The sequence below is a fragment of the Castellaniella sp. genome (genome assembly GCF_034675905.1).
In the GTDB taxonomy this organism is placed as follows: Bacteria; Pseudomonadota; Gammaproteobacteria; order Burkholderiales; family Burkholderiaceae_B; genus Castellaniella.
Genome location: NZ_JAUCCV010000004.1, coordinates 151,566 through 173,988, shown reverse-complemented (window position 1 = coordinate 173,988; position 22,423 = coordinate 151,566). Strand labels below are relative to the sequence as shown.

Annotated in this window: 15 protein-coding genes and 5 pseudogenes; 7 read left to right on the top strand and 13 right to left on the bottom strand. The window is 65.6% G+C overall.

The genetic code is table 11. From position 1 onward, the window contains the following. Positions 1-45: 45 nt before the first annotated feature. From VDP79_RS05650 to VDP79_RS05605, 10 genes are all read right to left on the bottom strand, one after another. Positions 46-1,044 carry an FAD:protein FMN transferase gene (locus VDP79_RS05650; protein ID WP_323017247.1) on the bottom strand — a complete coding sequence of 333 codons (999 nt, stop codon included), beginning with the start codon at positions 1,042-1,044 and terminating at the stop codon, positions 46-48. Continuing rightward, positions 1,041-1,649, bottom strand: a complete 609-nt coding sequence (locus tag VDP79_RS05645; RefSeq protein WP_323017246.1) for a nitrous oxide reductase accessory protein NosL — start codon at positions 1,647-1,649, stop codon at positions 1,041-1,043. The genes VDP79_RS05650 and VDP79_RS05645 overlap by 4 nt, the downstream gene beginning before the upstream one ends. Further along, positions 1,646-2,476 carry an ABC transporter permease gene (locus tag VDP79_RS05640; protein WP_323017245.1) on the bottom strand — a complete coding sequence of 277 codons (831 nt, stop codon included), beginning with the start codon at positions 2,474-2,476 and terminating at the stop codon, positions 1,646-1,648. The genes VDP79_RS05645 and VDP79_RS05640 overlap by 4 nt, the downstream gene beginning before the upstream one ends. Further along, positions 2,473-3,375, bottom strand: a complete 903-nt coding sequence (locus VDP79_RS05635; RefSeq protein WP_323017244.1) for an ABC transporter ATP-binding protein — start codon at positions 3,373-3,375, stop codon at positions 2,473-2,475. Before VDP79_RS05635 ends, VDP79_RS05640 begins: the two co-directional genes overlap by 4 nt. After that, positions 3,372-4,658 carry a nitrous oxide reductase family maturation protein NosD gene (locus VDP79_RS05630; protein ID WP_323017243.1) on the bottom strand — a complete coding sequence of 429 codons (1,287 nt, stop codon included), beginning with the start codon at positions 4,656-4,658 and terminating at the stop codon, positions 3,372-3,374. Before VDP79_RS05630 ends, VDP79_RS05635 begins: the two co-directional genes overlap by 4 nt. A 4-nt stretch (positions 4,659-4,662) precedes the next feature. Further along, the gene (nosZ, locus tag VDP79_RS05625) at positions 4,663-6,570 is read right to left on the bottom strand and encodes a TAT-dependent nitrous-oxide reductase (RefSeq protein WP_323017242.1); all 1,908 of its coding nucleotides are present in this window, start codon (positions 6,568-6,570) and stop codon (positions 4,663-4,665) included. 56 nt (positions 6,571-6,626) lie between these two features. Further along, the gene (locus VDP79_RS05620) at positions 6,627-8,987 is read right to left on the bottom strand and encodes a 4Fe-4S binding protein (protein ID WP_323017241.1); all 2,361 of its coding nucleotides are present in this window, start codon (positions 8,985-8,987) and stop codon (positions 6,627-6,629) included. 189 nt (positions 8,988-9,176) lie between these two features. Continuing rightward, positions 9,177-9,806, bottom strand: a complete 630-nt coding sequence (locus VDP79_RS05615; RefSeq protein WP_323017240.1) for a DNA-3-methyladenine glycosylase — start codon at positions 9,804-9,806, stop codon at positions 9,177-9,179. A 5-nt stretch (positions 9,807-9,811) separates the two neighbouring features. Beyond that, a complete protein-coding gene (locus VDP79_RS05610) occupies positions 9,812-10,855 on the bottom strand; it encodes an adenosine deaminase (protein ID WP_323017239.1) in 1,044 nt (347 codons plus the stop codon). 74 nt (positions 10,856-10,929) lie between these two features. Beyond that, entirely contained in the window at positions 10,930-11,310 is a 381-nt protein-coding gene (locus VDP79_RS05605; protein WP_323017238.1) for a DUF423 domain-containing protein, read from the bottom strand. A 111-nt stretch (positions 11,311-11,421) separates the two neighbouring features. Here VDP79_RS05605 and VDP79_RS05600 point away from each other — a divergent pair, with 111 nt between their 5' ends. The 3 genes from VDP79_RS05600 to VDP79_RS05590 all read left to right on the top strand — a co-directional run bounded on the left by VDP79_RS05600 (position 11,422) and on the right by VDP79_RS05590 (position 14,239). Next, entirely contained in the window at positions 11,422-13,065 is a 1,644-nt protein-coding gene (locus VDP79_RS05600; protein ID WP_323017237.1) for an isovaleryl-CoA dehydrogenase, read from the top strand. A 95-nt stretch (positions 13,066-13,160) separates the two neighbouring features. After that, positions 13,161-13,739, top strand: coding sequence for a thermonuclease family protein (locus tag VDP79_RS05595; RefSeq protein WP_323017236.1), 579 nt, complete (start codon positions 13,161-13,163; stop codon positions 13,737-13,739). 2 nt (positions 13,740-13,741) lie between these two features. After that, positions 13,742-14,239 carry a DUF1178 family protein gene (locus VDP79_RS05590; protein WP_323017235.1) on the top strand — a complete coding sequence of 166 codons (498 nt, stop codon included), beginning with the start codon at positions 13,742-13,744 and terminating at the stop codon, positions 14,237-14,239. Positions 14,240-14,276: 37 nt separating this feature from the next. Here the strand turns inward: VDP79_RS05590 and VDP79_RS05585 are convergent, their stop codons facing one another. The 3 genes and pseudogenes from VDP79_RS05585 to VDP79_RS05575 form a co-directional block, all read right to left on the bottom strand. Next, entirely contained in the window at positions 14,277-14,753 is a 477-nt protein-coding gene (locus VDP79_RS05585) for a DUF2274 domain-containing protein (RefSeq protein WP_323017234.1), read from the bottom strand. Beyond that, positions 14,750-15,987, bottom strand: a pseudogene (locus VDP79_RS05580) (TrbI/VirB10 family protein). Before VDP79_RS05580 ends, VDP79_RS05585 begins: the two are co-directional and overlap by 4 nt. Further along, positions 15,984-16,314, bottom strand: a pseudogene (locus tag VDP79_RS05575) (TrbG/VirB9 family P-type conjugative transfer protein); the annotation flags it as partial. The pseudogenes VDP79_RS05575 and VDP79_RS05580, both read right to left, overlap by 4 nt. A 477-nt stretch (positions 16,315-16,791) precedes the next feature. Between VDP79_RS05575 and VDP79_RS05570 the strand changes: the two are divergent. The 4 genes and pseudogenes from VDP79_RS05570 to VDP79_RS05555 all read left to right on the top strand — a co-directional run bounded on the left by VDP79_RS05570 (position 16,792) and on the right by VDP79_RS05555 (position 18,623). Then, positions 16,792-17,119: pseudogene (locus tag VDP79_RS05570) on the top strand (ArsR/SmtB family transcription factor). 6 nt (positions 17,120-17,125) lie between these two features. Then, positions 17,126-17,503, top strand: a pseudogene (locus VDP79_RS05565) (glyoxalase/bleomycin resistance/dioxygenase family protein). A gap of 10 nt (positions 17,504-17,513) precedes the next feature. Next, positions 17,514-17,983: pseudogene (locus VDP79_RS05560) on the top strand (arsenate reductase ArsC). Between the two features lie 100 nt (positions 17,984-18,083). Further along, positions 18,084-18,623: a hypothetical protein gene (locus VDP79_RS05555; RefSeq protein WP_323017233.1), complete on the top strand. Its 540-nt coding sequence runs from the start codon at positions 18,084-18,086 to the stop codon at positions 18,621-18,623. Positions 18,624-22,423 lie beyond the last annotated feature (3,800 nt).

The following is a 22,423-nucleotide window of genomic DNA, read 5'->3' as shown; positions in this document are numbered from 1 at the left end:
ATATAACATGTTTTTCTGAAACCGTCATATCACGCGGTGCTTCCTTTACCCCAGGCGAGTCACCGTCCCGGAGTCCGGGGGCAGTAGCCATGCCTGTACTGGAAAGCGCGAAATGATAGCACGAATCGCGGGCTCGGGCATGAGCGCAAAGGCCGTGGACAAGGCATCGGCGGTGGTGGCGTCGGCGGCGCGCACGCTGGCGCTGCGCCAGCGCGGGGTGGCGCTGCCGGTATGGGGATCGAACAGGTGGGTCAGCGCCCCGGATGCGTCCAGTGGCGTGCCGTAGCCGCCGGACGTCGCCAAGGCCTGATCGTCCAGGTCGATGGTGTCCAGCCAGCGGCTGCGGTCCTGCGGGTCCGCCAGGCCGGCGCGCCAGGGGCGGCTTGCGTCAGGGCGTCCCAGACCGCGGGCTTCGCCCAGATCGATCATGGCGTGTTCCAGGCCGTTGGCGCGCAACAGCTCGGTGACACGGTCGGTGATGTAGCCTTGGGCGATGCCGTTCAGGGTGATCGCCATGCCGGGTCGTTCCAAGCGGATGAATTCCGATTCGATATGGATGGCCCGATAGTCGACGTGGTTCAGGACCGGGCGCAGCTGATCGGGGCCGATCGTTGCCGGGTGGGGCGCTTGGCCGCGTTGGGCATACCAGTTCCACAGCACCTGGACGGTCGGGTCAAAGGTGCCGCCGGTGAGATCGGCGAAGGCGCAGGCCTCGGACAGCAGGCGGCAGAGATCGGCAGGCGGCGCATCCAGCCGGCCTGTGCGGTTCAGACGGACCAGGGCGCTGTCGTCGCGATAGAGGCTGAAGATCTTTTCCAAGCGATGGATTTCGCCGACGGCCATCTGGATCAGCCGTTGGGCATGGGCCGGATCAGGGTGCAGCAGCTGCATCTCGGCATCGGCGCCCAGCGCGATGCCGCGCCAGGTAACGGGCTCCGGCAGTTCCTTGATATGCGGGATGGCAGCGCGCAGCGGCGAGGCGCCCAGCAGGGCGGCGCTGGCGGCGGCGATGCCCAGAAAACGGCGGCGGGTGGCGGATGTCATGAGCGTTCTCCGGTCATGAAGGAAGTCAGTGCGCCCGCATCGGCGGCAGGGGCGGGTTCAAGATAGCGCAGGACATAGTCCTCTGGCATGTCCTGGAAACCGACGATGCGCCCGCCGTACTGTTGCTGATAGGCCTGGGCGTCTTCCGCCTGGGCGAAGGGCAGGGCATCGGGCGCGCCCATGCCGCCGACGGCGCGGCTCTCGATCAGGAAATGGGCATTGCGCGCGTCGATCCAGGCGTCCGTCGGGGGATTGCCCTGTTTGTCCGCCTGGCCCATGTCCTGGACGTAGATTGCGACAATGGTCTTGGGTTCCTCCGGCAGCAGCGTGTAGGCGAAGACCTCGCGGATCGTGGAAAACCAGACGGCGGCATCCTGATCGCGCAGCAGGATCTGGCCCTTGGGGCCGACGTGTTCATAAAGATTCATACCGCAATAGTGGCCGACGGCCTGTTCGTTCATCGTATGGGGGGCCGGAGGCGGGCCGGCATCGATGCCGCCCCCGCCGCAGGCGCCCAGCAGCAGGCTGAGCGCAAGCCCGCCCAGCAAGCGCCGTCCGCGCCTGGCAGTGGCGTAGCGGCTGAAAGCAATCGTGTCCGTCGTCATAGCGCCCTCCGCTTGAATGCCCAGGATGCCAGCGCCAGCGGAATGAGGATCCACAGGGTCTGGGCCAGCAATAGCGCCTGGGTGGACAGGCTGGCCTGGCCGCTCAGGCCCGCCATGCCGGCGAACATGGCGATGTTTTCGTGGCCGGTCAGGTTGAGCAGGCGGTAGACGTCGGTGGGGTTCAGCAGCAGGATGGCGTTCAGGATCGGCTCGGTGATCGTGCGTCCCTGGTCGACCACCAGAACACCCAGCAAGCCCATGTCGTAGATCACCACCAGAAACAGCCAGACGCCGATGGCGATGCCGGCGGCCGTCTGCCGTTCCTGCACCAGGGCGCTGATCAGGTAGCCCAGGGATAGAAAGGCGGCGCCCAACAGGATGCTGGCGGCGATCAGCAGGGCGAAAGGTCCCCAGGCCGCCGGGTCCAGGCCGCCGAAGGCCAGTTGCAGCGCCAGGCCCGCCAGCCCGTAGCCAGCGCCGATGGCCAGCGCCAGGATGACCAGATGGCCGCAGAACTTGCCCGCCATCACCTGGGGGCGCGAGATCGGGTAGCTCAGCAGCAGGTTCATCGTGCCCCGGTCGATTTCGCCAACGATGGCGTCGTAGGACAGCAGCATGGCGATCAGCGGCACCAGGAAGATCGACAGGCTCGACAGGCTGACGACCGTTACCGTCAGGGGATCGACCTTGACGGTGCCGGTGGGTGCGCTGCCCAGAAATCCCAGCGACAGGGCCAGCATGGCCAGCAGCAGCGCGATCGCCAGCACCCAGCGGTTGCGCAAGCCATCGCGGATTTCTTTCTGAATCAGGATCAGGGTCGGGTTCATGCGTCCTCCCGGCGTAGAAAGTGTGCGTACATTTCGTCCAGCCCCGGCTGTTCCAGTTCGATGTCGCGGATGTGGGGCAGCGTCTGGGCGTCGCGCAGATGCTGCAGTTTGTCGGCGGCGGGGCAGGTCAGTTCCAGGCGGTGCGCGCTGATGCGCCGCCAGCCTTCGGGGACCTGGATGGGTTCCTGGTCCAGCGTCAGGCGGATGCGCACCGGCAGGCCGGCGTCCCGACGCAGATCGCTCAGACTGCCGTCGGCGATCTTGCGGCCCTTTTGCATGACGATGACGCGATCGGCCTGGCCTTCCAGTTCGGCCAGCGCATGGGTGGACAGCAAAATGGCGGTGCCTGCGTCGCGCAGTTCGCGCACGATGTCGTAGAACAGCAGGCGCGAGGCGGGGTCCAGGCCCGTCGTCGGTTCGTCCAGCAGCAGGATGCGTGGTTTGCCCAGCAGCGCCTGTGCCAGGGCCAGGCGCTGGCGCATGCCTTTGGAATAGCCGCCGACCCGCCGTTTGGCGGCTTCGGCGATACCCACGCGGGACAGCAGGGCGGCGTTGCTCTGGACGGATAGGCCTTTCAGGCGTGCATAAAAGGCCAGGGTTTCAGCGCCCGTCAGCGAGGGGTGCAGCGCTACGATTTCCGGCAGATAGCCGATCAGGCGGCGGCCGCGAGCGGCGGCGGGACTGGCGGCCAGATCGCCCAGTACGCGCACGGTGCCGGATTCCGGCCGGATCAGGCCCAGAATCAGTTTGATCAGGGTGCTTTTGCCGGCGCCGTTATGGCCGGCCAGAATGACGCATTCGCCGGGTTCCAGGAACAGGCTGACGTCATCCACGGCAGCCAGGGCGCCGTAGCGCTTGGTCACGCGGCGAAGGTCGATGGGCGGGGCTGTCACAGTCATGGCATGGCCTCGTAGCGCTTCCAGGCGGGTGAAACGGGAGGGGTCATCAGGGGAGCGCTGTCCATGACGCCGCCCGGCAAAATAGCGGGGAATTGCGATTGAGCCCAGCGCACGATCGTGACGGCGGGGCTGTTGAGCAGCAGGCGTGCGCTGGGCGCGCGCCAGATGACTTGATCGATCAGGCCGTTGGGCCGGTAGGCGGTGTCGCCGATGCCGTCGCCGTCCAGATCGAAGGCGGACAGGTCCGACCAGTAATTGCCGCGGCCATTCAGCGACCATTCCAGATAGCGGGTGCCGACGTATTTGACCTGGTTCTGGTTGTTGACGAAGGCGTTGCCGTAAATGTGGTTGCCTTCGGATCCGGTGTAATGCACGCCGATGCCGCAATCCTGAAAATGGTTGTCGGCCAGTTCGTTCAGATTGGCGTTATAGATGAAGACGCATTTTTCCGCACCGACGACCACATTGCCCTGGATGCGGGAATCATCCGTGGCATTGAGCATCAAGCCCTGGTGTGCGCTGTCGACGGCGATGTTGTCGCGCACCGTCAGGCGGCGGGAAAACATGATGGCGTAACCGATTTCATTGCCGCGCGAGATGTTGCCGCTGACCTCGCTGTCGTTGGTATACATATAGTGCACGGCGTAGCGCAGGTGATGAAAGGTATTGCCGCTGAAGACATTTTCCCGGCTGTTGTTGGAAAAGATGCCGTCGCGGCCTTCTGAAATATCGTTGCCTGTGACTTTCGATCCGGGCGCGTTCCAGACCGTGACGCCGTTGCCGCGTTCGTTGACGCGCAGGCCGGTATTGCCCACGATGCGGTTGTTTTCCACCAGGGCGTCGCGCGCACCCCACAGGTAGACTCCGACCGAATTATCCAGGATATCGTTGTCGGCAATGTGGGCCTGGGCGGCGGTCTTGTCCAGAAAGACGCCGGCATCCATATCGGGCAGGCTCAGGCCGGAATGGCGGATGGTCAGGTGTCGGATCGTGACGTCGGGCGCCTGGATCCAGATGGTCCGGCCCTGGCGTTCACCCAGGATGCGGGCGTCGCGTTCGGGCGGGCCTTCCAGCGTCAGGGGTTTGTCGATCAAGAGATTGCCCGGATAATCGCCGGGTGCCAGGCGCAGTACGTCGCCGGGCGCGGCGGCCTCGATGGCATCCTGCAGACGGGCGCCCGCAGGAATATCGATGACCGCCGCCTGCGCCGCCCCGCAGGCGGCGGCCAGGATCAACGCAGCCGACAGGGCTGCGCCGAAGCGCGGGGCAGTGCAGACCTTCATGGCATCAGGCCTTTTTCGGCTTGACGTACATCTGGCCCGACATTTCCATGTGCAGCGCGTGGCAGAACCACTGGCAGTAGTACCAGTGCACGCCGGGGCGCGAGGCCTTGAACGTGACCGACGACGTCGCCTGGGGGCCGACTTCCATGGCGATCCCGTGGCCCGTCAGCGTGAAGCCGTGCGTCAGGTCCTCGATGCGTTCCATATTGGTGACGATCACCGTGACTTCATCGCCTTCGTTCACTTCGAAGCTGGGCAGACTGAAGACGGGGGCGATGGCGACCATGTAGACGCGGACCTTGTTGCCATCGCGGATCACGGTCGAACCGCCTTCCAGCGTGACGCCGTCCTTTTCCGCCTGCTTGCGCGCATCGTCCCACATGGGGTCGTCACGGTCCCAGATGTGCTTGGGGCGGACCTTGGAGCGGTGCACCAGCAGCATGTCGTGCGGCTCGGCAAAACTGGGGCCGTCGTGCACCAGCTTCATCTCGTCGCCCGAAATGTCGATCAACTGGTCGTTTTCAGGCTTCAGCGGGCCGACATTCAGGAACCGGTCCTTGGAGAACTTGTTCAGCGACACCAGCCACTTGCCGTCGGCTTCCTTGGTTTCGCCCATGGTGGTGTGGTTGTGGCCGGGCTGGTAGTGCACGTCCAGCTTCTGGATGATCGGGTCGACCTTTTCGCCCTGGTAGGCTTTCTTGGCCTTTTCGATGTTCCATTTGCACATCTGGCTGTCGATGAACAGCGTGGTGTAGGCGTTGCCGCGGCCGTCGAAGGCCGTGTGCAGGGGGCCCAGGCCCAGCTGCGGTTCGGCCACGACCACGTCGCGTTCCTTGATCTTGTCGTCGAACAGATCGTCCAGCTTGCGCACGTCGATGACGGTGACGGTGGGCGAGAGCTTGCCGTTGAACACCACGTGGATGCCGTCGGGTGCAGCGTTGCAGCCGTGCGGCGAATTGGGCACCGGGATGTAGCGCGTGTACTTCGACCCCTTGCGCCCATCGATCACGGGTACGCCGTTCATTTCCTTGAAGTCGCCGTTCTTGACGGCTTCTTCGATGCGCTTGATGTTGAACACCACCGCCCAGTCCTGCTCGTTGGCTGACATTTCCGTGACGGACAGGCCTTTTTCGGAGTTGTAGCAGGTGGCGAAGGAGTATTTGCCCTGGTAGTCGGCGTCGCCGTTGTCCAGATTGCCGTCCACCAGCACCTGCCAGGCGACTTTCATGGTGTCGCCATCCAAGGCGGTGTAGATGGCCCAGAAGTTTTTCTTCGGGTCGTCCATGACCTTGCCGTCGTTGGGCAGCGGCACGATGTGTTCGCCGTTGCAAAAGACGTAGCCGGTGCGCGGATAGCGCTGCGGGCGCAGACCGTGGATGCCGTCGGCATTGGGGATTTCGGTGATCTTGTCGGTCTTCATCACGTCGCAGCGGATGCGCGCCACGCGGGTGTTCGCCTTGTCGTTGATGAAGATGTAGCGCCCGTCATAGGTATTGTCCGTAAAGGACATGTGCGGGTGGTGGGCGTCGCCGTTGGGCAGGACGCCGCCGATGGAGTCGGCGTAGGCCTTGGTGGCCGGCGTCAGGCCTTCGGTCAGGATCTTGATGCTTTCATTGGTGCGGCCCCAGCCCGTGGCGCTGCACATATTGAAGACCGGAATACGCATCAGTTCCCGCATGGACGGCAAGCCCAGAATGCGGACTTCGCCCGATTGGCCGCCGGAATTGAAGGCATAGTATTCATCGAGTTCGCCCGGGGCGACTTCGACGCTTTGATGGCCCTTTTTCTTCGGGTCGTCCTTGGCATTGGCCGTCAGGTGGGTGGCGCCGACGGCTGCGGCGCCCGTAAAGGCAGCCGTGCCGAGAAAGCCGCGTCGGCTCAGGCCAGGCTTATCGTTGTGTTGGTCGGACATGGAGTTCTCCCAGGGTGGTGTTCATAGCGCCCCGGCGGATGTGCCGGGGTAGGGCGCTATGGGTTCGATGAAACGGGTTGTGATGCGCTGGTCTCGCGGGGGCGGACGGTGGGCTTGCGGCTGACGATGGTCTCGCCCGGCAGTCCGGCGTCCGGCGGCGGCGCCTTGTGGCGCCGAAGCTTGGCGTTTTTCTGAATCAGGTGCGGGCAGCGTTTTTCGTGGTGGTACAGCATCTGGCAGTTCAGGCACTGGATGCATTCGTTCGGGTTGATGTCGCCTTCCGGATTGATGGCCTGGACGGGGCATTCCACGGCGCACAGCTGGCAGGGATTGCCGCAGGTCTTGTAGCGGCGCAGCCAGTCGAAGATGCGCAGCTTGGCGGGAATCGCCAGGGCGGCGCCCATAGGGCACAGATAGCGGCAGTAGAAGCGTTCGATGAACAGGCCCGCCAACACCAGGACGACGGCGAAGATGACGAAAGGCCAGTCGCGGATGAACTTCAGGATGATGGCCGTCTTGAAGGGTTCGATTTCCGCGAATTTTTCAGCCAATCCCAGCTCGTACAGCGAAATGCCGAACAGGATCAGGAAGATGATGTATTTCAGGCCGGCCAGGCGGGTGTTCACGCCATGGGGCACCTTGATCTGCGGCACGCGCAAGCGTTTGGCCAGATTGTTGCTCAGTTCCTGCAGGGCGCCGAAGGGGCATAGCCAGCCGCAGAAAGCCCCCCGGTTCCAGAAGATCAGGGAGAAGGCCGTGGCGATCCACAGGATGAACACGATGGGGTCCATCAGGAAATATTCCCAGCTGAAATCGGTGCGCAGCGCCGTGGTGAAGGTCAGGACGTTGACCACCGACAGCTGCGCCTGGGCGTACCAGCCGATCCAGAACAGGGTGAACAGCAGAAACACCGTGCGAAAGCGTTTGTAGAAGACTTCGTGCTTGGTCAGCTGGTCCTGGAAGAAGAACACGGCGATCAGCGTCAGCAGCGCGATCGAAATGATCACGATCTGCACGGTCTTGGCCGCCCACATCTGCTTCCAGAGGGCGGGCGCGGCGTCGAGTTCGGCCTGTGCCTGCTCCAGCGCCGTCGGAGCGGCTGTTCCGGATGCCGTGTCAGCCACGGGGGGGCTGGCCGCCGCGCTGATCTTGGTGAAGCTGCCCGGCAAGGTGTAGTTCAGATTCAGCGTCGTAAAGGCCTTTTCCTTGACGTTGAGCACCCGCTGGACAGCGAGCTGCAGGCGCCAGGGCGCAACCGGGTCAAAGACCGCATCCGACGGCACGGTGAACAGGGCGATTTCGCGCAGGCGGGGGGCGCCGGCGGCCATCAGGTCGGCCAGGCGCTGATGATCCAGATCGGTGAAGTGGAAGCTGTGTTCTTCCTGGACGACTTCGATGCGATCAAAGACGCCGCCGCGCACGTAGCCGGATCCTTTGAAGGAGTAGCGGCCATTGCCGGCGACCAGAATCGCCGATTGGCCGGGAGCCAGCCGTTCGCGCAGGTATTGGTATTCCGCATCGCCCAGCAGGCTGCGGCCGATGGAGGGCACGCTGACCAGAGCGGCATACAGGTCGATGAACGTGTCGCCGGGTTCGCCGGCTTCGGGCTTGTCCATCGCCTCGGCGCGTCCGGTCTTTTCAAAGGCCTGGTTGACGTCGGCGACGCTCACGTGCAGCTGGCCGACGGCGCCGGACGCCAGCAGCGCATCCCAGGATTCCGTCTCGGTTTTTTCCAGGTCGATGGCGCGTTGCTCGACGGGGGCGGCTTGGGCAGGGCCGCTGCGACCGATGCCGTAGTCGCGCGCCACCGCCATGACGGATCGGGTGATGCTGTCGCCGATCACCATCAGCGTGACGGTGGCGCCGCTGATGATGTCCACCGGCGGCGGTGCGCCGGGACGCGGCGGTTCCTTGACATAGTTCTTGCCGATGTAGCCCTGGATGAAGGTATCGACCTTGGCCTCGGGGATGCCGATCAGCACGATGGGCTCGTGGTGTTCCACCAGCTTGGCGCCGACAATCTGGCCGTCCAGCGAGAGTCCGATCAGGGTGTCGATAGGCTTGCTGGAATAGCCGCGTGTATTGACGATGTCAGTGGTCAGGTAGACGTAGCCCAGCAGCGTGTCTTTTGCATAGGCGCGGGCGATGGTGGGTTTGCCTTCGGCAGGGCCGATGCGATCAGCGCCAGGGAAAATCTGCTCAGGGGTGATTTTCTGCAGAAAGGCGCCCAACCGGGGGCCTGAGCCTAGCGCCGTACCGCTTTGCCCGAACTGGTAGGCTTGGTACTTGCCGCCTGTCTGGGACTGGGCCGTGGCGCCGGCAGGGATCGCCATCAGGCAGGCGGATAGCCAGAGCGCCAGATGAAGCCGGAAGGAAAAACAGGATACAAAGGCGGAAATCTGGCTGACGAGGCGCATGATGGCAAGGGCGGATGACAGTCGAGGACGGCGTCATCGTACGGGCTAGGGGAAACCCTTGTCTTGCGCCAGATCAAGCCAGCAGGCTGGACTGAGAAAACCCTTGATCTATATCAAATTAACCGTTTGAATCGGCGACGGAACGGTGGACAGCCAGCACGCGTCAGCCGGTGCGGCGTGGGGGCCTTGTTATTTCTTTTTCTTGCCGGGTCGCCGGCTGACGGCTGGGTGGCCGTCGATGTGAAAGCGCAGCGGCTTGTCGGCCCATTCCCCGGCATAGTCCACCCCGATCCGGGGGCTGGCGGTGATATTGGCTGGCCGAGGGGATTCGTCCTGGGCGATCCAGAGCGTGTCGCCGCACAGATCGATGCCGTAATGATCCAGCGTGATGTCCATGGCCTTGCACAGACGCCCCGGGCCGTTGGTGGCGGCAGCCAGCCCGGCGACCGGCGCCAGCGCCCGCAGCAGCACGGCGGTGCCGCTGCCTTCGGGGCCGGTGACGGCATTGATGCAGTGGTACATGCCGTAGATCAGGTAGACGTAGGCATGGCCCGGCGGGCCGAACATGGCGCGGGTGCGGGCGGTGCGCCCGCGCGAGGTGTGGGCTGCCAGATCGGTGGGGCCCAGATAGGCTTCGACCTCCACGATGCGGCCCATGCGCAGGCCGTCAGGACTGGCGTGGACCAGCAGATGGCCCAGCAGATCAGGGGCGACAGTCAGCGCGGGGCGGTCGTAAAAAGCGCGATCCAGGCGCCGGCATTCGCCTTGGATGGCATCGGCGGGCAGTTTCAGTTTGTCGAGGTTGACGGCAGGGGGCATGCCGTTCAACCCCGGCTGGCCGCGGCCGCCAGTTGATCCAGCAGGCGGGTTTTGTCGGCGGCGGGCAGGAAAGACGCCTGCAGGCTGTTGGCCGCCAAGGTCACCAGCTCGTCATGGGAAAGGTCCAGGGCCTGGGCGCTGGCGACGTAGTTGTCCAGCACGTAGCCGCCGAAATAGGCGGGGTCGTCGGCATTGATCGTCACCATGGCGCCCGCCCGCAGCAGACGGGCCAGATTGTGTTCGGACAGATCGCGCACGACACCCAGTTTCAGATTGGATAGCGGACAGACCGTCAGGGGAATGCGGCGCTGGATCAGTTCCTGCAGCAGATCCGGGTCGTCGCTGCTGCGCACGCCATGGTCGATGCGGGCGACTTTCAGGATTTCCAGGGCTGAGCGGACGTAGTCCGCCGGCCCTTCTTCTCCGGCATGGGCGACCAGATGAAAGCCCAGCTCCGCGCAGCGGGCATACACTCGGGCGAATTTTTCCGGCGGATTGCCCCGTTCGGAGGAATCCAGGCCGATGCCGACCCACAGATCATCGTATTGGCTGCGCAGGGGCAGGGCGGCGTTCAGGGTTGCAAAGGCGTCTTCCTCGCTGAGATGGCGCAGGAAACTGAGCAACAGATAGCCGCTGATCCCCATCGTGCCGCGGGCTTCGCGCAGCGCGCGGGCCAGCCCTGCGAACACGGTCTCGATGGCGATGCCCCGGTGCGTATGGGTCTGCGGATCGAACATCAGTTCGACGTGGGCCAGGCCATCGGCCTGAGCGTGGTGCAGGTAGGCCATGGTCAGGTCGTAGAAATCCTGTTCCGTGATCAGGACGCTGGCGCCCGCGTAGTACAGATCCAGAAAGGACTGCAGGTCGGTGAACTGATACGCTTGGCGCACGGCATCCACGTCCGCGTAGGGCAGCGGCACGCCGTTGCGTTCGGCCAGCGCGAACATCAGTTCGGGTTCCAGCGTGCCCTCGATGTGCAGATGCAACTCTGCCTTGGGCAGCGCGCGCAGCCAGTCACGCAAGGGGGTGTCCGAGGGAAGGTGAGGCATGTGGATTCCGGTCAGGAGGAACGGGAGTTCATTATAGGACTGCAGCCCGGGCGGATCTGGCTCGGCGGAGAGGTTCAGGCGGCGGCGCCGCGCCAGGCGGCCAGCGCCAGCGCCAGCCAGGACAGGATCAGCAGCAGGCCGCCGATCGGGGTGACAGCCCCCAGTGTGCGGATGCCGGTCAGGACCAGCGCGTACAGGCTGAGGCTGAAAATCAGCATGCCAGCCAGCATCAGACCGCCTGCCCAGGCGGCGGGTGCGGGCGCCAGGCGGGACCACAGGGCAGCGATCAGCAGTAGTCCGAGCCCGTGGACCACCTGGTAATGCGCTGCCGTGCGCCAGGTCTCCAGCAGCTCAGGGGCGACCAGGCGGCGCAGACCGTGCGCGCCGAATGCACCGGTCGCTACGCCCAGCGCCAGGACAAGAGCGCCGCAGAGGATCAGAAAACGAGGTGTCATGGCGGAGAGCTCCTGGGATCGGTGTACCCCGATTGTATCGGGGGCCTGTCCGCCATTGGAAATCGCAGGTAGACTGGTTCGTGACGTTGCGCGTATTCGAGGGGCTTCGACATGGATGTTCAAGACCTGTCATCAGGGACGCATCAGGTGGAAAACCAGGCGCCCGATCTGCCCGACTGCAATCTGTTTCTGACGGATGTCGCGCTGACGCAAGGGGTGCGGCGCGAAGGCGCCCAGTCGCACGAGGCCGACCTGGAATCCTGGGGGCGGCGCCTGGGGCAGTCCGATCTGGCGCGACTGGCGGCGGACGTCAACCGGGCGTCTCCCGTCTTGCGGGCATTCGATCGCACCGGCCATCGGGTCGATGCGGTTGATTTTCATCCCGGTTGGACTGAATTCCTGTCGCTGGCCTTTGCCCAGGGCATGCACAGCAGTGCCTGGATTGCACCGGCGGCGGGCGCTCATGTGGCCCGCGCCGCACATTATCTGATGCATGGCCAGGTTGAAGCCGGTTCGCTATGTCCGATCACCATGACCAGCGCCGCCATTCCCCTGCTGGCTCGCGAATCCTGGTTCGCCGATCTTCAGCCCAGGCTGGCCGGTCGCCGCTACGATGCGCGGGATCAGCCCGTGGCGGACAAGCAATCCATGATGATCGGCATGGGCATGACCGAAAAACAGGGGGGGTCCGATCTGCGCAGCAATACCACTTGGGCCGCACCAGTTGGCGATGGCTGGTTCCGGCTGACCGGGCACAAATGGTTCTTTTCCTCGCCCACGTCCGACGCCCACTTGATGCTGGCTCGCGACGGCGATGCGCATTCCTGCTTTTATGTGCCGCGCTGGCTGGATGGGGGGCGGCGTAACGCAGTCCATATCCAGCGTCTGAAGGACAAGCTGGGCAACCGGTCCAATGCCAGCGCCGAAGTCGAGTTTTCCGGGGCGCTGGGCCGGCGCGTGGGCGAAACCGGGCGCGGCATCGCCACCCTGGTGGAAATGGCGTCCTATACGCGCATGGACTGCGTGCTGGGCAGCGCGGCCTTGTTGCGCCAGGCAGTTGTTCAGGCCATCCATCATGCCCGTCATCGCTGGGCCTTTGGCCGTCGGCTGATTGAACAGCCCCTGATGCGCCAGGTGCTGGCCGATCTGGCGCTGGAAAGCGAGGCCGCGACGACGCTGGCCCTGCGTCTGGCACGGGCCTTCGATCACCCGGAACATGCGGCGGAACAAGCCCTGCGCCGCATCCTTACCCCCGCGTCCAAGTTCTGGGTCTGCAAGCGCACGATCGAGGCCGCCGCTGAATGCATGGAAGTCTGGGGCGGCAACGGCTATATAGAAGACGGCCCGATGGCGCGGCTCTATCGCGAGGCCCCGGTCAATTCCATCTGGGAAGGCTCGGGCAACGTCATGTGCCTGGATGTGCTGCGGGCCGCCCGGCAGGAAGCTGAACCCGTTGCCCAGGAAATCGACGCCCTGGCGCGCGCGCATGCGGACGAGCCCGCCCTGCGGGCGGCGGCGGATCGTCTGTTGCGCCATCTGCGACTGGAGGCCGAACAGCAGCAGGCTCAGGCCCGGCAGATTGCCCAGGATCTGGTCTTGCTGGTGCAGGCGGATTTGCTGCTGCGGCATGCGCCGGCGCCCGTGTCGCGGGCGTTTGTCGACAGCCGCTTGGCCGGCGGCGGCGGGCGCGTCTATGGGGCCCAGGCCCTGAGTTTGGCGTCCGATGTCCTGCTGCAGCGAGCCTGGCCGGATTGAATGCGGGTAGGCGGCAGCCTGTTTTTCCAGGCTCCATTACAATGGACTCCCCAAGGCTGCTCTGTGTTGCAGCCTGTTTTTTTATCCCGATTCCTGTGCTGAATTTTCTTGTCTCTTATCGCCGCCACTGCCTGACGCTGCTGGTCTGCGTCGCCGGCCCGCTGGTCTGGTCGGGGGCGTCGGCGGCCCGAACCTATGCCTTGTCCGGACGGGTCGTCCAGGTGGCCGATGGCGATACCTTGACGCTGTTGGTGGGGCGTCAGCGACAGCGTGTCCGGCTGGCCAGTATCGACGCGCCTGAAACCGGGCATGGGCGCGCGCAGCCGGGGCAGCCTTATGGGCAGGCGGCGCGCCAGGCGCTGGCGGATCTGGTGGCAGGCAAGACGCTGACGCTGCGTTGCTATGAACAAGATCAGTATGGGCGTGAAATATGCGATGTGCCGCTGCCGGACGGTCGCTTGGCGAATCGCTTGATGGTGGCGGACGGCATGGCCTGGGCCAACCAGCAGGGCAAGGGCAAGTATCTGCGCGATGCCGGGCTGCCCGAGTTGGAGCGCCAGGCGCGCCAGCAGCGCCTGGGTTTGTGGCGTGACCTGAAACCCGTCCCGCCTTGGGAATGGCGCTGGAAATGCTGGAAAGCGCTTGAAACCGGGCACTCAACCCCCATTTGCTGATCATGGCACTCAAAGTATTTGATCTCGCGTGTGAGCATGACCACGTTTTCGAAGGCTGGTTCGCTTCCCAGGAAAGCTACGACAACCAGCGGGAGCAGGGTTTGGTGCGCTGTCCGGTCTGCCATAGCGACCAGATCACGCGCCGCGTCTCGGCGCCGCATCTGAATATCAGCCACCTGAGGCACAGCCCGGCGTCCGCGTCGGCGTCCGCTGCGGACGAATCGCCAGCAGTCCAGGGGCGGGCCGCTGTGGCCGCGCCGTCCAGCGGTCAATTGGTGCGCTTGCAGGCCGAAGTCCTGCGTCAGATCCGCAGCATCGTGCGCCAAAGCGACGATGTCGGCGTCCGTTTCGCAGACGAAGCCCGCCGCATGCACAGCGGTGAAATCGAGGAACGCCCGATCCGCGGCACGGCATCCGTCGAAGAATGCCGTGAACTGGTCGAGGACGGTATTTCCATCATGCCGATTCCCGATATCCTGGACGACGACCGGCTGCAGTAGGCGACGTCGGCCATAAAAAATGTCCGCTGTCAAGTCGTTAGTGCGGACATGCAACGGTACGAAAGGTCTTGTGGGGCAATAGGTAGGCCAGACTTCGGCCTCGGTGTGCTCTTACCCGTTTTGAGCTAGGTGCCGCATAGGCGCTCGCGGAGCAAGCCAGGAGCGGCGGAGCGGGCAAGGTCGCACCGCCATCATACGCAAGCCACCGCTCAAAGCGAAAGCGCAGCCCTTGGGCTGCGCTTTCATCGTGGGCGGATGGTAGAGGCGTCGCATCGTCAACTCGGCTTCGGCGGGGCGGCCTTGCCTGCCCCTCCTTTTCTAATCCCCGATCCCCCGCCATGAACGCTTCCAGCATGTGCGGGATCAGTGTCGCCGCATCACTCCTCCCATACGCCTGCGCGTGCAGCGCGGCGTAGCGGTCGAGGTCGGTTAAGACTGGCCGGGCAGGCAAAGGTGAGCTTGACGCTTCGGTCTTGGGCAGCGGCCCCAGCCGCAGCTTCTTGGTTGTGCTCATCGTGAAGTCCCCCGATTGAAGAATAGCGGCTGGTACGGCCGTAACACCAAGTCGCGGTTGACGATGATCCGCACCGGCAGGCCGGGCCGTTGGGTCAAGGTGGGCTGGATGTTGAGGTTGCGCCGGGTCACTTCCTGGCCGATTTGATTCACCGTGTCCTGTAACTGTCACGCCCGGCAATGAGACGCGATCGCCATCTTGTCGATTCTCCGGCGCGGCCACTCGGCGCCAACCCCAGCAGGGTCGTCAGCGCCGCACCGGCAAAATGCGGCCCCAGTGGTAGTCCACATCGTCTTCCAGGCCGGCATACCGCCGGATCTGCGCCGCCAGATTGTCGAGCGTCAACGAAGACTGCCGGCAGAATGATCCGATTCCAACGACTGAACGCGGCTCTGCCCGTAACTGACCTGGCTGTTGTATTTGCCCAGGATGCGCGAACCCTGCGGGATCAGCAGGAAACGCCCGGTGGCCGTGTCATAGACCGGCTCTTCCAGTGGCGATCACGTCGCCGGGCAATCCGACTTGATGCCCGTCACCAGCGCTCCGGCGACCACCGTCCGGCCATGACCTGATACGGCGAAGCCGGCAGGGTCAGGTTGCCGGAATTGCGGGTTTCCGTAGAGCCGCCTTTCAGGAAAGCCTCCTTCTGGTCTTCCGGTCTGCACGGCGGTCGGTCGGCAGGCTGGGCCGCCGTCGAGGCCGGCCCGGCGGCCATCGGGTCGAACGCCGCATTGGCGGCGAAGCCCGGCGCAGTGGCGGCCTGCGACTTGCGACCGGCGCGGCCGCCTCGCACCCGAGCGGAGCCGGACGATGCTGCGGCAGCTTCGGCTCCTTCGCAGCGCATCGTTCGGGTCGTGGCCGGGAGCCGCGTAGGCGGCGTCACCGGCGCTGCGACTTCACGATGGCGGGCCGAGATCGCCCGGCAGCGGCGGCCCCAGCTCGGGTACATCGGCGGCAAGGCTGGCGGCAGCTTCGAGTAGTCCGTCGGTAGCGCATCCAGCCCTTCGGACTTCGAGACGCGATCGACGTTGTAAAGCCGGTTTGCTCGCCCGTACCGCGCCGCTGCGGGCAGCGACCATCGTGGCCCCCACGGCGACCGACAGGCCGCCCGCGAGGATGGCCAGCGTGCGCCGGTCAGGCGCGGACCGGACGCGGCTGGGCACGCAGCGCCACAGCCTCGGGCGCCACCTTCCTGCCGGCGGAGCGGCGAGGCGGGAGTGTCATCCTGGCTCATGGCTTCCTCCGCGCCACGCCATCGGTGCGCTCGATCCGCACCACGTCGCCGCCATCGCCGCCCAGCCCAGTTCGGCCGCGCCGAACAGGCGACCACGTGTATACGGCGAGCGGAAACGATAGTTCACCAGTTGCCCGTCGCCCTCACACCGATGACGAACAGCGGCGGCACTCGCCCTGGGCAATGCCCGCCGGAAACTGGATATAGACCTTCTCGCCGTCATCGAAGGCACGCAGCGGCTTCCACGGCGGGTGCTGCCCATACCGCGTAACGGAAGCGGATCCTCCAGCGCCGCCGACACGGCGCGGCGGCGCTGGCGATCCGGCTGAACAGCTTGACCACGGGCGCCGATCGAAGTCCGGGCTCCAGCGATTCGCGGCCTGCCACAGCACACCGCTGCCGTCAGTGAGAGTGCGTTGTTCATGGTGAACTCCTAAGGGTTGCCGGGCGGAATTGCCCGACCCTTTCGTGGCACGGCGCAGCGCAGCCAGGGGGCAACGACGGCCGCCAGGACGCAAGCGCCATCGGCGCGCAGCCCTTGACGGCGAGCACGCCGTGGCACGATGAAGGGAACAGCAAGACCGCCCCCTTGCACCTCCATATGCGTCGGTTTTAGGCGAGCAGAGCACCCAGGTCGGAGGCGCCAGGGGGCATAGCCGGATGGCCGTGATTCGACACGAAGCGCGGGACATAGCCCGCGAACCCGACGGCGGCACGAGGTTCTGTTTGCTGGTTTCTGCACAATGATTAAAATGTGTATTATCGAACCATAACGAAGATCAAGCTGTTTCCGCCCTCGGTGCCCTGGCCCACACCCAACGCCTGCGCGTGTTCCGCGCCCTGGTCGTCGCAGGCCCCGAGGGGCTGACGCCCAGCGTCTTGGCCGACCAGCCGACGTGGCCCGCAACTCTCTGTCCTTCCATCTGAAGGAGCGGCTCACGCGCCTCTCACCATCGAACAGCAAGGGCGCAACCTGATCTATCGCGCCGACTTCGCGCAGAGAACAGTCTGCTTGGCTACATGACCGACACCGCCAGGGCGGCGTATGCGAAGCACTGAATCTCCCTCCACCTGTCCTCCTCTGAAAGAACTCTCCATGAAGCGCTTCCACGTCCACCTCACCATGACTTAACCGCGCATCGGCTTCTATTCCCAACTATTCGCGGCGCAGCCTGCGCGCGTCGAAGGCGACTACGCGAAGTGGATGCTCGAAGACCCGCCGGTCAACTTCGCCATCTCCACCCGCACAACCGGCATCGACCACCTGGCACCAGACCGACGACGCCGAGGAACGGCCGCCCTGAAACTCCGCGCACACCGCCGACATGAAGTTGCTCGACGAAGGCACACCACCTCTGCTACGCACCACGAGAAGCATTGGGTCACCGATCCGCAGGGTATTGCCTGGGAGCACTTCCACACGTTAGGCAGCATCCCGGTCTTCCATGAAGCGGCCTCACACGACACCGATCACCGCACCGGCTTCTGCACAGCAAGCCCCCTTCTTCCTCTTTGAGAAACACACCATGACCACAGAGGCCGCAACAACGCACTGTTCATCTGCACGGCAATTCCGCACGCTCCATCCTCGCCGAAGGCATCCTCAACAAACTGGGCCAAGGGCGCTTCGGGCGACTCGGCAGGTAGCCAGCCCAGGGCGAAGTGCATCCGCTGGCGCTCGCCACGCTGGAGAGGCTGCACATGCCAACGACTGGCTACCGCACAAACTGGGATGAGTTCGTAGCGCCGGGGGCGCCGGTGTTCGACTTCATTTTTACCGTCTCGCAACGCCGCTGGCGAGGCGTGCCCGTTTTGGCCGGGCAAGCCGGTATCGGCTCACTGGGGCGGCCCGATCCGGCAGCCGTCGAGGCACGAAAACAACGACCAAACTTCAAGGATGCCGCGCTGATCTTGCGCCGCCGCATCAGCTTTTCTCTCGCTCCACTCAACGCCTGACGCCATGTCGCTCAACCAGCGAAACATCGGCCAAGAGTGAAGAGCGTCACTCATCAACAACCAATTTAAAGGACACCCCATGCCAAACATCCAGATTTCGACCCGGCCTATGTTGCAGCACTGGCGTATGTGGCGTTGAAGTGGATCAAAACTTGGTGAACTTCGCCGCCGATGTGGATTGGGCCAAGCAAAACGGTGCCAGGTCGAACGCTTCAACCTGGCACACAACCCCTCTTCGCCGAAAACCCGACGTGAAAGGCTTTTTGCAACGCTCGGGCCAAAGGCGCGCCCCTGTCTGGTCGAGGGAGGGGCCTTGGCCGGCCGCACCCCAGCCGAAGCGAATTGACCCGCTGGCGGCATCGAGGCGCCCGAAGCCTCGCCACCCAAAACCTCCCTGGCGGCCGCCTCTGAACAGAATCCCATGCACTTCTGACCCACCGCCTCCCCTGTTTTTCACCGCAGGGGCGCGGCAAGACCTCCATCGCCTCGCAACGGCCCAACTGCCCCAGGCAAGCTGGCTGCTCTCAGTACCGACCCGGCCCAACGTGGGGCAGGCGGCGAACGCACGGAAACCACACCGACGATCCGCCTGCCGAATCATGGGCACTGGAAACGACCCCAGGCAGCCGCGCAACGTACCTGACCGCAAGTCGGCCCAGCGAGCGTGGCCCGAGCGGTAGGGATGGCACGAGAACCCTTCGGGGCCTGCACCACGGAAACGCCGCCTTCGAGATTCACGGCCCTCTGACCGTGCGGCGCACGCAGATACGCCCCATTTCCACAGCCCCTACCGCCACACCACCCCTCTGCAACCCGGGCCATGGGGGCCTGGAAGCAGGCAAGGCGAGCGTCGGCCGGGGCCGCTGGCGGGCCTGGAAAACAGCCATCAGTACAAGGCTGCGGTAGAGGCGTTGGCCGACCCTTCCACCCAGTCGTTGCCCTGCGCAGCGCCCCACGCTGCGCGAGGCGGCCCCACCCATAAGAACTGGCCGCTATCGGCCGCCAGCAACACCTGGTCATCAACGCGATTTCCTGCCAGCGAGGCCGAAACCGATACGCTTGCCGCTCCATCTACGAAAAAGAGCAGGCTACGCTGCCGCCATCCGTCTGTCCTCCGGCTTGCCTCGACAGATCGCGCTCAAGCCGTCAACCTCGTGGCCTCGACGCCTGCGCCATCTGCTGGTCATACCGACGCCCGTAGGCGCCGATGCCATCGACTGCCCGACCAGACAATGCACCGGACTTTCCCCCTGGTCGATGAAGTCGCTGCCGAGGGCCGGTCTGGTCATGTGATGGGCAGGGGGCGTGGGCAAGACCACGCTGGCCGCCGCCATTGCCGTGAGCTGGCGGGCCGGGGCTGCCCGTGCACTCACCACCTCCGACCCCTGCGCACTGCCGACACCTGAAGGTCGCTTCCCAATCTCTCTCACCCTCGACCCCCAAAGCCCCACCTACGCCACATTGATGGACACCGGCGCGCACCCCGCCCCCTTCTGGCCGCGCTCGCCCTCACCGCCTCCGCCCCCCCCCCGGGCAGAAAGTCGGGGGACACCCCCCACGCCACACCTTCTCTGCTCGACCCCCCCCCACCCGCACCCCGCAGATGGGTGAGACGGGCGTTCTTTCACGACCCTATGCAGTTGCAGACCCGAGCAGACCAGGTGCTCTTGCACCCTGGCCGAAACCACGCCCTGCTGAGCGCCAACCTCAACACCCCCCGCGGGCATCGAGCCGTGGGCCTGGATCGTTCACAGCGTGGCGCCGCCCCGCATCCCCCTCTCCCCCCCCAACGAGTTGCGGGAAATCGACGCCGTGGCCCCATGCCCGACGCCATGCTGCGTCCCCTCCAAGAGCCGACCTCGGCTTTGGCAACGAAAACCTCATGAACACGACACCCCCAAGCGCTTCATCTAACACGCCACGCCCTCCTTCCTAGACGCTCCACCTCTGTTTTCGCCCGCCTGGCATCCTCTCCGCTCCCTCCCTGCCTCTCCCACACCACTCCCCGCCCCCCTTTACCCGCCCCCGCCCCCCCGCCCCCCCCCCCCTCTTGCCCACCCCCCCTCCCCCCCCCCCCCCCCCCCCCCCACCCCCCCCCCCCCCCCCCTCCCCCCCCCCCCCCCCGACCGCCCGCCCCCCCCGCCCCCCCTTTTCCTCCCCTTCTTCTCCCCCCCCCCCCACCACCCCACGCCTCCCCCCCTCCCCCCCCCCCCCCACCCCCCTGCCCCCCCCCCCCCCCCCTTCCCCAACCCCCCCCTAACCCGCCCCCCTCCCCCCCCCCCTCTCTTTTCCCAGCCGACCACCCATCGAATACTTAAAACACCCCCCCCAACGTTAAACGCTCGCCCGGGCGGCCGGCGTGCGGGCTCCGGCACACCTTATCATCCACCAGGACGACCTTAATGCTTTGCCGCACCCCACCTCTCAACCCCCCATCTGGTCACCCCTCACCTCTTCGCCTTCGCGTGCTCCCTCCCCCCCGCCGGGCACCACGGCAACCCCAGCCCCTCCCCGACCTCCCTAGACCCCTTTCCCCCCCCCCCCCGCCCCCCACCCCCCCCCCCCCCCCTCCCCCCCCCCCCCCCCCCCCCGCCCCCTCCCCCCCCCCCCCCCCCTCCCTTCCCCGGGGGTCCCCCCCCCCAACCCCCCAGACGTCCCCCCCCCCCCCCACGCGCCCCCCCCCACCATCCGCCCCCCCCCCCCCTTCCCCACCCGAGCCCCCCCCCCCGTCACCTCCCCCCGTGCCCCTGTGCCTCACCCGGAAAGCCCAAGCCCCCCCGCTCAACAGCGCTGCCCCCGCACACCGCCCCCTCGCCGACCCCCGGCCCACCCCCCGCCCCCCCACCCCCACGCCTCCCTCCCCCCCCCCCCGCCCCACGCCTCCTTCCCTCCCACCGCCTCGTGCCCCTCCTTTCGCCTCTCCCAAGAACAGCACACAAGACTTCTCTCCCCCCTTGCGCTCGTCTCCTTACCGCCACCCGACTGAACGACGCACCCCTCTCTTTCTCGGCCTCTCCCTCCTTTGTCCCCCCCGCGCCCTTCTCGCGCACCCCCCCAAAGGACAGTTCGACAGCGTGCCCCTCCTTCCCCCGGCCCCCGCACCAACGCGGGGTCCCCCCCACCAGCGCATGCACGCCCCCCTTCCCCCCGGAGACACGACCCCCACACCCCCCACTCACCACTTTTTGGGCAAGCAGCACGCCCCCCGGGCGCGGGGCAAAGCCGCCCCCCGGCGCGCGCAGCCCGCACCCCGCCACGCCACGCCCCTCTTCCTCTCGTTGTCCTTGCCCCCTCAACTCCCCCTCTTCCTTTCAACCCTCCACCACCCCCCTCCCCCGTCTCCCGTCCCACTTTCCACTCCACATTCGCTCTCCCTCTTCCTCAGATCCCCACGCTCCTCCGCTCCTCCCCCCCCACTCCATCTTCCCTTAAAGCCCCTTAACTCGCCACCTTCAACTCTCTCCACTACCCCCACTTCGTTGAAACGCGCGGTCCTCCCTCATTTGATCGCTTCTCCCCCAAGCTAACCCGCGCCCCTCCGCAAATTCCATTTCCTGACCCCCTCCAACCCTCCTCCAAGTGTCCCGCAGCCCCAAAGCAGAGCCCCGACCCCCTCCTCGCATCCCACTTCGCCACTCCTTGCGCCCCCCCTTTTGGACAGCACCGTCCTCGTCAGCTCGAGTCCGTTCCCGCGTGCGCCGCTCCGCGTTCGCCTCCCTCTCCGCCCCTGCCTCTCCGGACACATGAAGGCGCCAGCCATCTCTATCAGTGTCGAATCTCTCGTCGGGGAGGTGGGCCTGCACCATGCGGCGCGTTCTCTCCCTGCTCCGTACTCCTTCACCAACTCGCCCCAGGGGGCGCTTCCTTCCATAGCGCCCCCCCCGTCCAACCTCGTGTGACCTGCCTGCGCCAGGAGCTCGTCAGCTCCTATTCACCGTCGGCGGCGGCTTCCGCTGCCTCCAGTGCCCATGCGCCCAGCAGCGCCCGCGCTGCTGCGATGCCCGTGACCGCGCCTGTCATCTGTCCCTCCCAGGAGCTGCTGCCCGGATCCCTTGCCCTTCCCCCTTCCCCCTCCCCTGGATCGTCCTCGTTCACGCTACCCCGTCTTGTGCGCCGTCCCCATGCCGCCTTGACCGGGATACCTATTGCAATGTCGTCCAGAGCGTGGCGGTGCCTGCGTCCCCCGTCGTCGCCCCCCCCTTGAGCCGCGCCCACCCCGTATATTCGCCTGTGTCGGTGCTCCCGGTGCGTGCCGCGCCGGGTTGCCTTCCTGTCTCGTGCCGTCGAAGCAGCCGGTGGCTTCCTCGCTCATGGCTTGACTCCCCGTCTTGCTGTCGGCCACGACGCGCCATTCTCCAGATCGACCCTTCCCATTCACGTGACTTTCGAGCGCGCCGCTCATTCACGAATCGCCAGAGGGATACGTAGCTCAAGCCCTTCACCTCTCTTTCAGCTCCGGAACAGCTTCCCATGTCGTCGT

Bases quoted from the DNA above. Each gene is read 5' to 3' on its own strand.
- VDP79_RS05650 (WP_323017247.1), bottom strand. From the start codon at position 1,044: ATGACATCCGCCACCCGCCGCCGTTTTCTGGGCATCGCCGCCGCCAGC.
- VDP79_RS05640 (WP_323017245.1), bottom strand. From the start codon at position 2,476: ATGAACCCGACCCTGATCCTGATTCAGAAAGAAATCCGCGATGGCTTG.
- VDP79_RS05620 (WP_323017241.1), bottom strand. From the start codon at position 8,987: ATGCGCCTCGTCAGCCAGATTTCCGCCTTTGTATCCTGTTTTTCCTTC.
- VDP79_RS05605 (WP_323017238.1), bottom strand. From the start codon at position 11,310: ATGACACCTCGTTTTCTGATCCTCTGCGGCGCTCTTGTCCTGGCGCTG.
- VDP79_RS05615 (WP_323017240.1), bottom strand. From the start codon at position 9,806: ATGCCCCCTGCCGTCAACCTCGACAAACTGAAACTGCCCGCCGATGCC.
- VDP79_RS05610 (WP_323017239.1), bottom strand. From the start codon at position 10,855: ATGCCTCACCTTCCCTCGGACACCCCCTTGCGTGACTGGCTGCGCGCG.
- nosZ (WP_323017242.1), bottom strand. From the start codon at position 6,570: ATGTCCGACCAACACAACGATAAGCCTGGCCTGAGCCGACGCGGCTTT.
- VDP79_RS05645 (WP_323017246.1), bottom strand. From the start codon at position 1,649: ATGACGACGGACACGATTGCTTTCAGCCGCTACGCCACTGCCAGGCGC.
- VDP79_RS05585 (WP_323017234.1), bottom strand. From the start codon at position 14,753: ATGAGCACAACCAAGAAGCTGCGGCTGGGGCCGCTGCCCAAGACCGAA.
- VDP79_RS05590 (WP_323017235.1), top strand. From the start codon at position 13,742: ATGGCACTCAAAGTATTTGATCTCGCGTGTGAGCATGACCACGTTTTC.
- VDP79_RS05600 (WP_323017237.1), top strand. From the start codon at position 11,422: ATGGATGTTCAAGACCTGTCATCAGGGACGCATCAGGTGGAAAACCAG.
- VDP79_RS05630 (WP_323017243.1), bottom strand. From the start codon at position 4,658: ATGAAGGTCTGCACTGCCCCGCGCTTCGGCGCAGCCCTGTCGGCTGCG.
- VDP79_RS05635 (WP_323017244.1), bottom strand. From the start codon at position 3,375: ATGACTGTGACAGCCCCGCCCATCGACCTTCGCCGCGTGACCAAGCGC.